Source organism: Burkholderia sp. Leaf177 (assembly GCF_001424345.1).
GTDB lineage: Bacteria > Pseudomonadota > Gammaproteobacteria > Burkholderiales > Burkholderiaceae > Caballeronia.
Window position 1 is genome coordinate 231,735 of sequence record NZ_LMPF01000024.1, and the last position, 14,596, is coordinate 246,330.

At 59.9% G+C, this 14,596-nt stretch carries 14 protein-coding genes; 8 read left to right on the forward strand and 6 right to left on the reverse strand.

Annotated features, from left to right (window positions below; genetic code table 11):
* Positions 1-24 precede the first annotated feature (24 nt).
* From aroC to ASG35_RS25455, 3 genes are all read right to left on the reverse strand, one after another.
* A complete protein-coding gene (gene aroC, locus ASG35_RS25445) occupies positions 25-1,128 on the reverse strand; it encodes a chorismate synthase (protein WP_056364219.1) in 1,104 nt (367 codons plus the stop codon).
* Positions 1,129-1,200: 72 nt separating this feature from the next.
* A complete protein-coding gene (locus ASG35_RS25450) occupies positions 1,201-3,135 on the reverse strand; it encodes an MFS transporter (RefSeq protein WP_056364221.1) in 1,935 nt (644 codons plus the stop codon).
* Positions 3,136-3,290: 155 nt separating this feature from the next.
* Positions 3,291-3,743 (reverse strand): CBS domain-containing protein, encoded by a 453-nt coding sequence (locus ASG35_RS25455; RefSeq protein WP_056364222.1) that lies wholly within the window; start codon positions 3,741-3,743, stop codon positions 3,291-3,293.
* 253 nt (positions 3,744-3,996) lie between these two features.
* Between ASG35_RS25455 and ASG35_RS25460 the strand changes: the two genes are divergently transcribed.
* The 3 genes from ASG35_RS25460 (at position 3,997) to ASG35_RS25470 (ending at position 6,619) form a co-directional block, all read left to right on the forward strand.
* Positions 3,997-5,298 carry an O-acetylhomoserine aminocarboxypropyltransferase gene (locus ASG35_RS25460; RefSeq protein WP_056364224.1) on the forward strand — a complete coding sequence of 434 codons (1,302 nt, stop codon included), beginning with the start codon at positions 3,997-3,999 and terminating at the stop codon, positions 5,296-5,298.
* Entirely contained in the window at positions 5,295-6,116 is an 822-nt protein-coding gene (locus tag ASG35_RS25465) for an alpha/beta fold hydrolase (RefSeq protein ID WP_056364226.1), read from the forward strand. Before ASG35_RS25460 ends, ASG35_RS25465 begins: the two co-directional genes overlap by 4 nt.
* Positions 6,117-6,298: 182 nt before the next feature.
* Positions 6,299-6,619: an Mpo1-like protein gene (locus ASG35_RS25470; RefSeq protein WP_056364229.1), complete on the forward strand. Its 321-nt coding sequence runs from the start codon at positions 6,299-6,301 to the stop codon at positions 6,617-6,619.
* Positions 6,620-6,626: 7 nt separating this feature from the next.
* Here the strand turns inward: ASG35_RS25470 and ASG35_RS25475 are convergent, their stop codons facing one another.
* Positions 6,627-7,934 carry a YihY family inner membrane protein gene (locus tag ASG35_RS25475; RefSeq protein WP_056364231.1) on the reverse strand — a complete coding sequence of 436 codons (1,308 nt, stop codon included), beginning with the start codon at positions 7,932-7,934 and terminating at the stop codon, positions 6,627-6,629.
* Between the two features lie 117 nt (positions 7,935-8,051).
* On the opposite strand from ASG35_RS25475, the gene wrbA reads away from it, so the two are divergent.
* The 4 genes from wrbA (at position 8,052) to ASG35_RS25495 (ending at position 11,458) form a co-directional block, all read left to right on the forward strand.
* The gene (wrbA, locus tag ASG35_RS25480) at positions 8,052-8,654 is read left to right on the forward strand and encodes an NAD(P)H:quinone oxidoreductase (protein ID WP_056364233.1); all 603 of its coding nucleotides are present in this window, start codon (positions 8,052-8,054) and stop codon (positions 8,652-8,654) included.
* A complete protein-coding gene (locus ASG35_RS25485; protein WP_056364234.1) occupies positions 8,654-9,061 on the forward strand; it encodes a DUF2069 domain-containing protein in 408 nt (135 codons plus the stop codon). Before wrbA ends, ASG35_RS25485 begins: the two co-directional genes overlap by 1 nt.
* A 122-nt stretch (positions 9,062-9,183) precedes the next feature.
* Positions 9,184-10,632: an FAD-binding oxidoreductase gene (locus ASG35_RS25490; protein WP_056364236.1), complete on the forward strand. Its 1,449-nt coding sequence runs from the start codon at positions 9,184-9,186 to the stop codon at positions 10,630-10,632.
* A 22-nt stretch (positions 10,633-10,654) separates the two neighbouring features.
* The gene (locus tag ASG35_RS25495) at positions 10,655-11,458 is read left to right on the forward strand and encodes a metallophosphoesterase (protein WP_056364238.1); all 804 of its coding nucleotides are present in this window, start codon (positions 10,655-10,657) and stop codon (positions 11,456-11,458) included.
* Between the two features lie 178 nt (positions 11,459-11,636).
* Here the strand turns inward: ASG35_RS25495 and ASG35_RS31995 are convergent, their stop codons facing one another.
* Positions 11,637-11,798 (reverse strand): hypothetical protein, encoded by a 162-nt coding sequence (locus ASG35_RS31995; RefSeq protein ID WP_200945782.1) that lies wholly within the window; start codon positions 11,796-11,798, stop codon positions 11,637-11,639.
* A gap of 164 nt (positions 11,799-11,962) precedes the next feature.
* The gene (locus tag ASG35_RS25500; RefSeq protein ID WP_056364239.1) at positions 11,963-12,901 is read right to left on the reverse strand and encodes a LysR family transcriptional regulator; all 939 of its coding nucleotides are present in this window, start codon (positions 12,899-12,901) and stop codon (positions 11,963-11,965) included.
* Between the two features lie 172 nt (positions 12,902-13,073).
* On the opposite strand from ASG35_RS25500, the gene ASG35_RS25505 reads away from it, so the two are divergent.
* The gene (locus ASG35_RS25505) at positions 13,074-14,594 is read left to right on the forward strand and encodes an efflux transporter outer membrane subunit (protein WP_056364241.1); all 1,521 of its coding nucleotides are present in this window, start codon (positions 13,074-13,076) and stop codon (positions 14,592-14,594) included.
* Positions 14,595-14,596: the final 2 nt, after the last annotated feature.

Genomic DNA, 14,596 nt, shown 5'->3' on the forward strand with positions numbered 1-14,596 from the left:
TTCCTTATGAGAACCGGCGATTTTTTATTTGGGAATATGTGCGGCGATGTGAGGCGTTGTGGTTTCGACGTCGCCGTTTTGCGCGCGATGCCTGAGCGCGTGATCGATCAGAACCAGCGCGAGCAGCGCTTCGGCAATAGGCGTCGCGCGAATGCCGACGCACGGATCGTGGCGGCCGAATGTCTCGACGGTGGCTGCATGACCGGCTTTATCGATGGATTCGCGCGGCGTGCGGATGCTCGACGTTGGCTTGATCGCGATCGAAACTGTGATGTCCTGCCCGCTGGAAATGCCGCCCAGCACGCCGCCCGCGTTGTTCGCGGCGAAACCTTCCGGGGTCATTTCGTCGCCGTGAACGCTGCCGCGTTGCGCGACGCTCGCGAAACCTGCGCCGATTTCCACGCCCTTCACCGCATTGATGCCCATCATCGCTTTGGCAATGTCGGCGTCGAGGCGGTCGTAGAGCGGCTCGCCGAGACCTGCGGGCACGCCCGTCGCAATCACGCCGATACGCGCGCCAATGGAATCGCCGTCTTTTCGCAACGCGTCCATGTATTCCTCGAGACGCGGCACGATCTCGGCATTCGGCGCGAAGAACGGATTCTCGCGCACGTGTTCCCAACTGACGAACGGAATCGCGATCTCGCCGAGCGCGCTCATGAAGCCGCGAGTTTCAATGCCATAGCGTTCGCGCAGCCATTTCTTCGCGACGGCGCCCGCCGCCACGGTCGGTGCCGTCAACCGCGCCGACGAACGGCCGCCACCTCGGTAGTCGCGAATCCCGTACTTCTGCCAGTACGTGTAATCGGCGTGCCCGGGGCGAAACGTCTCCGCGATGTTGCCGTAATCCTTGCTGCGCTGATCGGTATTGCGGATCAACAAGGCGATGGGCGTACCCGTCGTCTTGCCCTCGAACACACCCGAAAGAATCTCGACCTGGTCGGCTTCCTGGCGCTGCGTCACATGGCGCGACGTGCCCGGTTTGCGACGGTCGAGCTCGATCTGGATATCGGCTTCAGTCAGCGCCATTCCCGGCGGGCAGCCGTCGATCACGCAGCCGATCGCGGGACCATGCGACTCGCCGAAATTCGTGACGGTGAAAAGCGTGCCGAGTGTATTGCCGGACATGAGCGTCGTCCTGAAAAGATCGAAAGAGCCGATATTATGCCAGCCGAGCGCCCTTCCAGCCTTGTCCAGCCCCTATTTGCGGGCGCCGCGAAGGGCCGCGACGAGCTGCTGCAAGTGTTCCGGGGTGGCAGCGACGGGATCGATCGGCTCGCCAACTGCCAACGTTAGCCGGCTCATCACGCCGCGCTGGATCGGGCGCGGCCAGCGCTTGTCTTCGTGACGCGAAAACACGCTGCCCCACAACCCTCGCAGCGCCATTGGTATGACCGGCACCGAATGTCGCTTGAGAATCTCGCTTATGCCGTGACGAAACGGGTTCAGTTCACCCGTTCGCGTCAGCTTGCCTTCTGGAAAGATGCAGACGAGATCACCGTCGGCGAGCGCGCGGCCGCAGGCGTCGTAGGCTTTTTCGAGAAGGATCGGGTCCTCGTGGGCCGGCGCGATCGGGATCGCTTTTACGTGCCGGAAAAGCCATCCGAGCAAAGGCGAACGGAAAATCCGGTGATCCATCACAAAGCGGATTGGCCGCGGACTTTCCGACATGATCACGATGGCATCGACAAAACTCACGTGGTTGCACACGAGGACCGCTGCGCCGTGCTCGGGAATGCGCTCGGCGTTGACAAGTCTGATCCGGTAGAACGTATGCACGAGAATCCAGGCAAGAAAACGCAGCAGGAATTCGGGCACAAGCGAATAGATGTACGCGGCCACTACGATATTCAGCAGCGCCGTGGTGAGAAAAAGCCCCGGAATGCCCACGCCCGCCGCGGTCAGGCCCATGGCCATCAGCGCCGACACGATCATGAAAAACGAGTTGAGAATGTTATTTGCAGCGATGATCCGCGCGCGATGCGTCGGCTGGCTGCGCGCCTGGATCAGCGCGTAGAGCGGCACGCTGTAGAACCCGCCGAACATGGCGAGGAGGAAAAGGTCCGCGAGAATGCGCCAGTGCCCGCCGATCTGGAGAAACTCACCTACACCCATCAGGTGTCCGGCCGGCACAGCGTTGTGGCTCGCGAAGAACAGGTCGATGGCAAACACGCTGATCCCAATCGATCCCAGCGGAACGAGCCCGATCTCGACGCGCCGCTTCGAAAGTTTTTCGCACAAAAGCGAACCCGTGCCGATTCCAATAGAAAACGTACCGAGCAACACGGTCACCACGTCGGGATTCGCCGACAGCACGTCCTTGGCGAAATTGAAAAACGATGTGAGAAAGGTCGCGCCAACAAACCAAAGCCACGAGATCCCGAGCAGACTCAGGAAGACGGTCCGATCGCGACGCGCGAGCGCGAGGTTGCGCCACGTCTCGGTGAAAGGATTCCAGTTGATCTTCAAGTCGGGCTGAAGCGCCGCCGTGCTTGGCACAAAACTCGACGCCACGCGCCCGATCAACGCGACCACGAGGCAACATCCCGCGAGCAGAATTGCGCCATGTTCCATCCAGCCGGCCGACGCGCCGCCTATGATCGTGCCAATCAGAATGGCCACGAACGTCCCCATTTCGACGAGCCCGTTCCCGCCCACGAGCTCGGACGCCTGCAAGTGCTGCGGCAAATACGCATATTTCACAGGGCCGAATACGGTCGAATGGACACCCATCAGAAACGTGCAAAGGTAAAGCAGCGGCGCGCTGTGCAGGACAAAACCCGCACCTCCGACCAGCATCACGGCGATCTCGAAGGTTTTCACCCAACGCGTGAGCGTGGCTTTGTCGTATTTATCGGCGATCTGACCCGATGTCGCGGAAAACAATACGAACGGCAGGATGAAAATCGCCGATATCAGAAAAGCGGCGGTTTTCGGATCGACGCCGGAAAAACGCGCGGCCTGGAATGTCACAAGCGACGTGAAACCAACTTTGAAGACGTTGTCGTTGAGTGCTCCGAGAAACTGCGTCCAGAAAAACGGCGCGAAGCGTCGTTCGCCTAACAGCCGGAACTGGCCGTCGCCGTGTGCAGGATTTGCGGATTTTCGGCTCGATGATGCAGGCAATTCACTCATGGATTATTGGAGTTGGTAGCTGAGATACGTTGTCACCGGGTTTTACGCGGCGCCGCCTCTTTTTTGAGACAAAAAAAATGCGCGCCATCTGGGCGCGCATTTTTGCGAGCGTTTGCTACGCGCTGTCCGGCCAATCGCGATTACGTTTGGCTAAATCAGCGCGCTTCTTCTTGCTGCTCCGGCCAGTCGCGGATATAGGCTTTGAGCATCTTGTTCTCGAAGCCCTGTTCTTCCACCACGGCTTTCGCGACGTCGTAGAAAGAAATGACGCCCATGAGCACGCCCTTTTCCATGACCGGCAAATAACGCACGTGATGCTCGAGCATCATGCGGCGAACCTCGTTCACGTCGGTTTCCGGCGTACACGTGATAGGGTGATCGTCCATGACCTTGCGGATGGTAAACGTGCCTACGCTGCCGCCGTTCTTGCTGAGGATCAGGATGATCTCGCGGAACGTCAGCATGCCGGCCAGATCGCCGTACTCAATGACCACCAGTGAACCAATATCGTGTGACGCCATTGCGTCGATGGCTTCGCTCAACGGCGTATCGGGCGTTACCGTGAAGAGCGCGTTGCCCTTGACGTTCAAAATGTCGCTGACTCGCATGACTGTCTCCTCGCGAAAAGCCTGACTGTCTGTCGATCCTAGCGGAAAGACGATTAAAAAGAAAGCGTGCAGGACACACGTAATTCGTCTGCACAAGCATACGGGACGGGCTTTTGCGCCGGGTCAACCCTTAGCGTTGCCGCACTGGGAAGCTCACACCAGCGAAGCGCGCAGACGCTCACGTCTACCCCAAGTTTGTCCGGCCATACCCGATGTTACGATAAATGACTCTTTTCCATGGTAGCCGCCCACGATGTCCGCCAATCGCTTCGATACGCTCGTGCTGCACGCGGGCGCCGCGCCCGACCCCACAACTGGCGCACGCGCCACGCCGATCTACCAGACCACGTCGTTCTCGTTTCGAGACACCGATCACGCCGCGTCGCTCTTCAACATGGAGCGCTCGGGCCACGTTTATTCGCGCATATCGAATCCGACGGTTGCCGTTTTCGAAGAACGCGTGGCGGCGCTCGAAGGCGGCGCGGGCGCAATCGGCACGGCGAGCGGACAGGCCGCGCTGCATCTCGCGATCGCTACGCTAATGGGCGCCGGATCGCACGTGGTTGCGTCGAGCGCGCTCTACGGCGGCTCGCACAACTTGCTGCACTACACGCTGCGGCGCTTCGGCATAGACACTACATTCGTGCCGCCCCACGATCCCGATGCCTGGCGCGCCGCGGTCCGGCCGAACACGCGACTGTTGTTCGGCGAAACGCTGGGCAATCCTGGTCTAGATGTCCTGGACATAGAAACCATCGCTGAAATCGCGCATGCGAACCGTGTACCGCTGCTGGTGGATTCGACCTTCACCACGCCCTATCTGCTGCGTCCGTTCGATCACGGTGCCGACTTCGTCTACCACTCCGCAACCAAATTTCTGGGCGGCCACGGCACGACGATTGGCGGCGTGCTGGTCGATGGCGGCACGTTCGACTTCACCGCGAGCACGCTTTTTCCGGAGTTCACCGAACCCTACGATGGCTTTCACGGCATGGTCTTTGCCGAGGAAAGCACAGTCGCGCCGTTCCTGTTGCGGGCCCGTCGCGAAGGCCTGCGTGATTTCGGCGCGTGTCTGCATCCCCAGGCCGCGTGGCAACTGCTCCAAGGCATTGAAACCTTGCCGTTGCGCATGGACCGCCATGTGGCCAATACGCGCAAGGTCGTCGAGTTCCTGCTTGCACACCCGGCGGTCGAAGGCGTGGCTTATCCGGAGCTGGAAAACCATCGCGATCACGCGCTCGCCAAACGGCTGCTGCCACGCGGCGCCGGCGCTGTTTTCAGCTTCGATCTGCGCGGCGATGTCGCTGCCGCACGGCGCTTTATTGAATCGCTCACGCTGTTCTCGCACCTGGCCAACGTGGGCGATGCACGTTCGCTCGTCATCCATCCGGCGTCGACCACGCATTTCCGCATGGACGCCGCTGCCCTCGCCGCCGCGGGAATTGCGCCGGGGCGCATCCGGTTGTCGATTGGCCTGGAAGATCCCGACGATCTGATCGATGACCTAAAGCGCGGCCTCAAGGCATCGCAAAAGAGCGAAGGGAGCCGCGCATGATGCTCAAAGCCGGCGGCGCGCCCGCCTATGCTTACACCGGCGGCCACGCGTTCGACTCAGAACGCCCGGTGGCCGTCTTCCTGCACGGTGCACAGCACGATCACAGCGTCTGGGCGCTGCAGACGCGTTACTTCGCTCATCACGGCCTGAGCGTTCTTGCCGTCGACCTGCCCGGCCACGGCCGCAGCGTGGGACCTGCAAAACGGAGCATTGCCGAGCTGGCCGACTGGGTCATCGCGCTGCTGGACGCCGCAAACGTCCAACGCGCAATGCTGATTGGCCACAGCATGGGCTCGTTGATTGCTTTGGATACCGCCGCACGTTATCCATCGCGCGTGACGCGGCTTTCGCTTCTCGCCACCGCGTTTCCGATGACCGTCTCGGACGCTCTCCTCGACGCCGCTCGCGACCGCGAGCCTGATGCCATCGACATGGTGAATCAATGGTCGCACTCGTCGATTGCCGCGAAACCCTCCAGCCCGGGTCCGGGTTTCTGGCTTCATGGATCAAACCAGCGCCTGATGGAACGCATGGCCGTTCGCGGCGAGCCGCAACTCTTTCACACCGATTTCAGTGCCTGCAATGAATACGCGGATGGGCTCGAACGTGCCGCAACGTTGCAATGTCCAGTGCAAATATTGACAGGCAAGCGGGACGCCATGACGCCGCCGCGCGCGAGCCGTGCACTCTCCGATGCAATGAAACACGCAGGTGTTCAGGTAGAAACCGTCATGCTCGACGCCGGTCACGCGCTCATGAGTGAACAACCGGATGGAACCCTCGCCGCACTATTCGGTTTTGCGAATCGATCGGCGTGAACCAAGCTTATCGAGCCTCGTCGAGATCCGCTATTAGACAAATGGGTGGTGCGTTGAACATTTCCCGACGGTGCGGTTTCCCGGTTGCGCCGTAGCCTTGTTCGCCGGAGAATGGATTTTGCTCGTATTGCTTCGTAAGCCGCTAATACGCCTTACAGACACCGCCCGACAAGGAGATTGTCATGGCCCAAACCGCTCATTCGGAACACTTCGCGAGCTTTGCGGAGTTCTATCCGTACTATCTTGAAGAGCACCGCAACGTGGTGTCGCGGCGGCTTCATTTTATCGGTTCACTTGGGGCGATCGGTTGCGTGGCAATGGCCATAGCAACGGGCGACTGGCTCTGGCTGCCGGCGGCCGTCATTTGCGGCTATGGCTTCGCGTGGGTTGGTCATTATTTCTTCGAGAAAAATCGCCCCGCCACGTTTCGCCATCCGCTTTATAGCCTGATGGGCGACTGGGTGATGTTCAAGGACATCTGCATTGGCAGGATTTCGCTTTAGTTTTCGATCAAGCGGTCTGACGCGGCATTGACGTCTGGCTCTCAGATTCGCGTGCACGAGCCTCCCGGGAAGCAGTGCGCGCAGCCAGAAGCGCAGCCAGCGTGACATCCATCTTGTCGTTGCTGAGGGCGTTCATGAGGGTTGCGTCGTCAATGTGGGATGAATCCAGGCCCAGCTGATAATCCAGTTCCTCGCGATCGATCACAAAAAGATCGAAGAGGCTGGACACCGTGATTTGCTGCGGACTCGCAATCAGCACGTAACGCGGCACCCGCAAATTCTCAAGACGCGCAACCCATTCCAGGTCGTCGAGCTTGCGAACCAGTCGCATGGTCGTATCCATGTCACAACGCAGCATGCGTGCAAGTTCTAGACCGGTGTAGCCGGGCTTCCCGGCATCGCGCGCTTCGGCAAGCCGCGCGAGCAATTCGAGGGCATCGAGCAAGTCGCTGCCCGGAAAATCCGCGCGATGAAACTGGCCAGTTCGGATGGCCGGCAACGCCGACGTGACCATTGCACCGATCAGCGTGATCATCCAGCAGATATAGACCCACAGCAGGAATACCGGCAACGCGGCGAATGCGCCATAAACGGCCGTATAGGTAGGAATGCGACGCACGTAGTATCCGAAACCGCGCTTGGTTAGTTCGAACGCGATTGCCGCGATCAGGCCGCCGACCAGTGCATCGCGCCACGCCACTTTACAATTAGGCAGGAACACGTAAAGCATCGCGAACGCCAGAACCGTGAATGGCAACGTGGCACTCGTCAGCGCCCATTCAACGCCCGGCGGCAAAAGATTGTGCGAGCCGGCAAACGCGATGGATTGCGCAAACAGATACGAAGACATCGACAAACTCACGCCAAACAAGATGGGCCCAAGCGTGATAATTGCCCAATAAACCAGAATGCGTTGCGCCAGGGGCCGCGATTTACGCACGCGCCAGATCACGTTGAACGCGGATTCAACCGTCATCATGGTCATCACGGACGTCACAAACAAAATGATCATGCCGACCGTGGTCAGGCCTTTCGCTTTCGATGCAAACTGGTTCAGATACTTGAAGATCTGGCTGTTGATCTGCGAAGGCATCAGATGCGAGGCGAGAAAATCCTGCAACGACATCTGGAACGAAGCGAAGATAGGGAACGCGGTGAACAACGCGAACGCAACTGTCGCCAGCGGCACGAGCGACAGGACGGTGGTGAAGGTCAGGCTGCCGGCCACCTGCGCGACGCGATCCTCACCCGTTCGGCGCGCAACGAATCCTGCGAGCCGCTTTGTCGTGTCGAGATCGATGGGAAACTTCAACAAGAAACTCTCTCCTCAATCGTTACAGCGGATTTGCGATACGGCTTCACAAAAAGCAAACTACGCCAAAAGTACGTTCGCAGACCCAATCCTTATAATACCCGTTCACCGAAAAGGCTCATGAACGACATTCTCGTGCTCTATTACAGCCGCAACGGCGCCACCCGCGAACTTGCCCAGGCGATCGCGCAGGGCGTCGACAGCGTGCCCGGCATGCAAGCGCGCGTGCGCACCGTGCCCCCCGTCTCGACCGTTTGCGAAGCAACGCAACCGGACATTCCCGCCGATGGCCCGCCCTACGCCGAAGTACGCGACCTCGAGGAATGCGCAGGCGTCGCACTCGGCTCGCCGACGCGGTTCGGCAACATGGCGGCGCCGCTTAAATATTTCCTCGATGGCACGTCGCCACAGTGGCTTTCCGGCGCGCTAGCCGGCAAACCCGCGAGCGTCTTTACCTCCACTGGCAGCCTGCATGGCGGCCAGGAAAGCACGCTTCTTTCCATGATGCTGCCCTTGCTCCACCACGGCATGCTGATTGTGGGAATTCCGTACACCGAGCCGAAGCTCACCACCACGCAAACCGGCGGCACGCCCTACGGCGCGTCGCATTTCGCGCGTGCGGAAACGGCCGACACCGGAATTTCCGCCGATGAAAAAGCGCTCGCTATCGCCCTCGGTGCGCGCCTCGCTCAAACCGCGCTTAAACTCCAGCGCGGCGCTTGATGAGCACCACGTCCGCCAATGCAGGCCCCGCGCGCATCGCGCTATTCAGCCTCATCGCGCTGATTGCGTTGTCGCTCTTGTGGGAGCTGTGGCTCGCGCCCTTGCGTCCCGGCGGTTCCGCGCTTGCACTGAAGGCGATCCCGTTGGTATTCGCGCTTCGAGGCACGTTCAGGCGCAACCTGTACACATTGCAATGGGCGTCCATGCTCGTCTTGCTCCATCTGGCCGAAGGCATTGTCCGCGGCATGACAGACGGCGGATTGTCGGCGCGGCTCGGCTGGATTGAAGCGCTGCTCGCGCTCGTGTACTTCGTCTGTGCGCTGGCCTTTGTTGCTCCGTTCAAGCGTGCCGCACGTGCCGCAAAACGGCATGGAAGCAAGGCCGCCGCGGACCAGAATGGTTTGTAGCATGGATTCACCCGCTTGACGGAGCCCTATGCCATTCGGCCAGGTTTCGCGAGGGCCGCGAAAGAGCAATACTGTGTCATCGCCTGCTCCTCACGCAAAAGCCAACGAAGCAACCCACATACATGACCGCAATCAACGACCGTTCGAAGTACTTCGTAGAAGCCTGCATCGAAGCAATTGGCGTCGCCAACGTTTTGACCGATACGCACGACACAGCGTCGTTTCTTATGGACTGGCGCAAGCGTTATCGAGGTGAAACATGCGCCGTGCTTCTTCCTGGTGACACGAAGCAGGTTGCTCGGGTCGTGCGGCTTGCGCGCGAACATCGCGTTCCGATCGTGCCGCAAGGCGGGAATACGGGCCATTCGGGCGGAGCCACGCCCGACGACAGTGGCACGCAAGCAGTTATCAGCCTGCGCCGCATGAACCGTGTCCGCGCCGTAGATCCGATCAACAACACCATTACCGTGGAAGCCGGCGTGATTCTGGCGGACCTGCAGGCGCGCGCCGAACAGGAACACCGTCTCTTCGCACTCAGTCTCGCGGCCGAAGGCAGTTGCACGATTGGCGGCAATCTTTCGACGAACGCCGGAGGCACCGCCGTGTTGCGCTACGGAAATACGCGCGAGTTGTGTCTCGGGCTGGAAGTGGTTACACCACAAGGCGATATCTGGGATGGTTTGCGCGGGCTGCGCAAGGACAACACAGGGTACGACTTGCGCGATCTCTATATTGGTGCAGAGGGAACGCTTGGGATCATTACTGCAGCGGTGATGAAACTGCACCCGGCGCCTGTCGCTCGCGTCACGGCGCTGGCCGCGGTCGAATCTCCACACGCGGCGCTCGATTTCCTTGCCACTGCTCAGCGTTTTGCCGGACCGTTGCTGACTGGCTTCGAGCTGATGTCGGACTTCGCGCTGCATCTCGTATCCAGCCATTTCCCGCAGTTGCGTTATCCGTTCTCTGAACAGCACGGGCAAACCGTGCTGCTTGAACTATCCGATAACGAGAGCGAAGCACACGGCCGCGCCCTCTTCGAACGGCTGATGGAGCACGCAATGGAACAAGGCCTCGTGAAAGACGCAGTGGTCGCCGAGAGCTTGTCTCAATCCAGGGCGTTCTGGAATCTGCGCGAACACATTCCGCTTGCGCAGGCTCAGGAAGGTCTCAACATCAAGCACGATATTTCGGTGCCGATATCGAGCATCGGGAGTTTTATCGCGGAAACGGATGCGCTTATTGCCCAAGCCATTCCGGGCGTGCGCATGGTGACGTTCGGGCATCTGGGGGACGGCAATTTGCATTACAACGTGCAGGCGCCGGAAGGCATCGATCCGAAAGTTTTCCTTTCCGAACATCAGGCGAGCGTGAACGCCCTCGTTTATGAACGCGTGAACGCGTACCACGGCAGCATTAGCGCCGAGCATGGTTTGGGACAATTGAAGGTGGCCGAGGCGATGCACTACAAATCTCCGGTTGAAATCCGCCTGATGCGCGCGATCAAGACAGCGCTCGATCCGGAAAACCTGATGAACCCGGCCAAGGTGTTGCCGGACGTGCGTGCATCGTAAAGCTGCAAAGGAGAAAATCGCTGTGAAGATCCGTGTCCTGTCAGACCTGCATCTCGAACACGACGAACCGCTCGCCATTCCATATGCGGAGTCCGAGCTCGTCGTGCTCGCCGGTGATATTCACAATCACGCCGAAGGCCTGCGCTGGGCGGCGGAAAACTTCGGTCCCGATGTCCCCGTGATCTATGTGCCGGGCAATCACGAGTATTACGACGGCGAGTTTGGCGCGCTTGAAACCGCAATGAGGGATGCCGCGAACAGCTTGCCGAACGTGCATTTCCTGAACAACAGCGCGCTGATCGACCGGTATGGCAAATGGCGCGTGTTGGGCACTACTTTATGGACGGACTTCGCGTTGTATGGATCGAGCGACGAGGCGTTGCGCATTTCCATGCAGGAGGCCGAGCGCGTGATGGTCGATTTCAGGGGCGTGATTCAGGTTTCGTGGCCAGAACCCGAGGACGAGCCGCGTTCGTTCACTGCGAGCGATTCCTTGGCGCTGCATCAGCAAGCGCTCGCATGGCTAAAAGAGGAACTCGCCAGGCCTTTCGAAGGGAAGACTATCGTCGTGACGCATCATGCGCCGCTGCGGGAGAGTCTCGCTGAGAAATACGCGACGGACCGTGTATCGGCGTCGTTTGTCAGCGACTTGCCGTTGCTCGTGCGCGAACCCGTGGCGTTGTGGGTACATGGCCACACGCATACGGCGTTTGATTATGTCGTGGAAGGAACGAGGGTCGTTTGCAATCCGCGTGGTTACCGAGATCGGCGAACGGGTTTGCCAGAGAATCCGGCGTTTGAGTGGGATAAGGTGGTCGAGATCTGATCGCCAGGCGCCGCAGGGCGACGGCTACACGAACGTGCGCGGCGAATCAACGGTATAAGACGTTCGTCTCCGAGGCGCAGCTCGCCCGGGCCGTCAAAAGCCCTCACCGCGTTCTAAAACTGCGTCTGGCTGAAGCGTTCGAGCAAAAATAGAAACCGGCAAACCGGTCTTTGTCGGATCAGCGGTCGCGCGACTGGCGGTTCTTGCGTTCGTCGATGCGGATCGGAATCAGGCGAGCACGTTTCGCGTTATCACGTGCGGTACGCAGCAGTTCACGAGTTGCGGGCACAGCGATCAATCCAAGCAGTGCATAGATAGCGAACATCAGCGGCGTATTCATAACCTTCCTCGGACAATGTCAGAAAATCGGTAAAAGTGAATCGATGAAACGAAAACAAGCTCTTAAGCTAACAAGATGAGGCTGAAATAGACGTAAGCAAGTGTTGCGCCGCAATAAAGCCGAGTGCTTCGCGTTTGCTGACGCCTATTCTCCTGCTCATAAGCTTACGCCGCCACAAATTCTTGCAGCAATTTTTCGTCGGCGGCGAGTGCGCCAGGCAACTCATTGCGCAAAAAGTCCACCCATGTGCGGATTTTCGCATCTAAATACTGCCGCGACGAATAAAGCGCGAATACATTGAACAATTGCATGGTGTATTCAGGCAACACTCGCACGATCGTTCCCGCGCGCAGCGCAGGCAATGCAGAGGAAGTGGGCAAAACGCCAACGCCCATGCCTTCGCTGATTGCCACAGCCATGGCTTCCGCGACGTTCACAGTGAACGGCGTCGGACCGAGGGTGACGCTTTCTGGACCGTTCGGGCCATCGAAGGTCCATCGGGTTGGCGGAAATGCGGGTGTAACCAATTGCAGACATGTGTGCTCGTTGAGGTCCGCCACGGATTGCGGCACGCCGTGGGCCTCGATATACGCCGGCGACGCACAGGCAATCGTGAACACGCTGCCCAGCCGTTGCGATACCAGCCCTGAATCCGGCAATTCGCTGCCAAGCACGATCGACACGTCAAAACCTTCGTCCAGCAAGTCGGGCACGCGCGAGGCCAGTGTCAAATCGATTTGCACCGACGGATGCAGCTTTTGATAGCGCGAAATCATCGGCACGATGTAGTGCTGGCCGATACCCGCCATGGCATGCATCTTCAGCTTGCCGGACGGCCTTGCGTGGGCGTCGCCGGCCTCGGCCTCTGCCTGATCCACGTACGCGAGGATCTGCTCGCATCGCTGTAAATAACGCTCGCCGGCTTCGGTTAGCGCAATCCGGCGCGTCGTGCGGTTGAGCAAACGCGTACGCAAATGTGCTTCGAGATCGGAAACCGCACGCGATGTGTATGCCGTCGTCGTATTCAACTGATGCGCCGCTGCCGTAAAGCTGCCGGCTTCCACGACCCGTGAAAACACCCGCATGTTCTGGAGGGTATCCATTAGCGCTGAGTCTCTCTCAAGTGATGCGTCATTGTTGCGCGTTGAGCGTTATCGATTACATCGAAATGCGTAAAGATGCTTTGCATTTTTACCGGTTTTTTCATAATGAGGGCAAAAATACAATCCATACACCCATCTCAATCAGATTTGAGAACTAATTTTGTTAGCCCGGATGCTGGAAAAGACCATCGTGCCGATGGTTCTTACATTTATTTTAACAATAGCAGGCTGCGCGAGCACTCAAAACGTCGGTCCCGAGAATTCCCTGAAGGACCCGTCGTTGCTCGATGCAGGCGCGTCCTTGCGCGCGGCCAATACTGATGCAGGCTGGCCCGCATCGGCATGGTGGCGCTCGTACAACGATCCGCAGCTCGATGCGTGGATCGAGCGAGCCCAATCCGGAAGTCCATCGCTGGCTTTGGCCGCGGCGCGTGTGCGCGAAGCGCGGGCGCTGGCTGGGATCGCCGAATCGGCACTTTCGCCGCAGGTCGACGGGTCGCTATCGATTAATCGCAAGCGTTGGCCGGAAAACGCCTATTACGGTCCGGGCAAGTTCAACGATGTCACCACCTGGAACGACACAGGCGCGCTGCAACTCTCGTACAACCTGGACCTGTGGGGCCGCGACCGGAACGCGGCGGATCGAGCGCTCGACGCCGCCCACGCCCGCGCCGCCGATGCCCGCGCCGCGCAACTCGAACTCGAAGCGAATGTGGTGCGCGCGTATATCGGGTTATCGCAGGGATTTGCGTTGCGCGATATCGCTCAATCGACGCTCGAGCAGCAGCAAAGAATCGCCGCGCGCGCTCGCCGGCGGCTGCAAGGCGGCATTGGAACGCAGCTGGAAGTCGCGCAAGCGGAAGCGTCGCTGCCCGACTACGAGCGTCAGCTCGAGACCTTTGACGAAGCCATCGCGCTTTCACGCAACCAGCTTGCGGCGCTTGCCGGCGCGGGTCCGGGCGCGGGGGATTCGATCACGCGACCGGTGTTGTCGCTTGCAACGCCGCTTGGATTGCCATCGGCGGTGCCGGCCGAATTGATCGGGCGCCGCCCGGACGTGGTCGCCGCACGCTGGATAGTGGCGGCGCAGGCGCGTGGTATCGACGTAGCCCGGGCGCAGTTCTATCCGAACATCAATCTGCTGGCGTCGCTTTCGCAAATGTCGGCCGGCGGCGCCCTCTTCACCTTCCTGACCGGCAACGGCAGCGGCTGGAGCGCAGGTCCGGCCATGACGCTGCCGATATTCGAAGGCGGACGGCTGCGCTCGCAACTCGGGGCGGCATCGGCGCAATACGATCAGGCCGTCGATCAGTACAACGCGACGCTGGTCGGCGCGTTGCGGGACGTCGCCGATCAGGTCGTGCGCATCCAGTCGCTCGACCGGCAGCTCGACGCCGCCGGCCGCTCGGTCGCCGCCGCCCAAAAAAGCTATCACCTGGCCGACGAAGGCTACAAGCGCGGCTTGACCGATTACCTCAACGTGCTGGTCGCGCAGACGCAACTGCTGCGCGCGCAGGACGGTGAGGCGCGCGTCCGAGCGGACCGGCTGGCCGTGTATGCGACCTTTTCGGCGGCGCTGGGCGGCGGTATCGACGATTCAAACGACAGTTCAAACCATAGTTCAAGCGACAGTCCAACGGACACCCGGATGCTTCCGGCAAAACACATCGGGCCGTTTTCGAAGAGCGAATGAAC

Coding starts and splice junctions, on each gene's coding strand:
- aroC (WP_056364219.1), bottom strand. CDS start 1,128: ATGTCCGGCAATACACTCGGCACGCTTTTCACCGTCACGAATTTCGGC.
- ASG35_RS25450 (WP_056364221.1), bottom strand. CDS start 3,135: ATGAGTGAATTGCCTGCATCATCGAGCCGAAAATCCGCAAATCCTGCA.
- ASG35_RS25455 (WP_056364222.1), bottom strand. CDS start 3,743: ATGCGAGTCAGCGACATTTTGAACGTCAAGGGCAACGCGCTCTTCACG.
- ASG35_RS25460 (WP_056364224.1), top strand. CDS start 3,997: ATGTCCGCCAATCGCTTCGATACGCTCGTGCTGCACGCGGGCGCCGCG.
- ASG35_RS25465 (WP_056364226.1), top strand. CDS start 5,295: ATGATGCTCAAAGCCGGCGGCGCGCCCGCCTATGCTTACACCGGCGGC.
- ASG35_RS25470 (WP_056364229.1), top strand. CDS start 6,299: ATGGCCCAAACCGCTCATTCGGAACACTTCGCGAGCTTTGCGGAGTTC.
- wrbA (WP_056364233.1), top strand. CDS start 8,052: ATGAACGACATTCTCGTGCTCTATTACAGCCGCAACGGCGCCACCCGC.
- ASG35_RS25485 (WP_056364234.1), top strand. CDS start 8,654: ATGAGCACCACGTCCGCCAATGCAGGCCCCGCGCGCATCGCGCTATTC.
- ASG35_RS25490 (WP_056364236.1), top strand. CDS start 9,184: ATGACCGCAATCAACGACCGTTCGAAGTACTTCGTAGAAGCCTGCATC.
- ASG35_RS31995 (WP_200945782.1), bottom strand. CDS start 11,798: ATGAATACGCCGCTGATGTTCGCTATCTATGCACTGCTTGGATTGATC.
- ASG35_RS25500 (WP_056364239.1), bottom strand. CDS start 12,901: ATGGATACCCTCCAGAACATGCGGGTGTTTTCACGGGTCGTGGAAGCC.
- ASG35_RS25505 (WP_056364241.1), top strand. CDS start 13,074: ATGCTGGAAAAGACCATCGTGCCGATGGTTCTTACATTTATTTTAACA.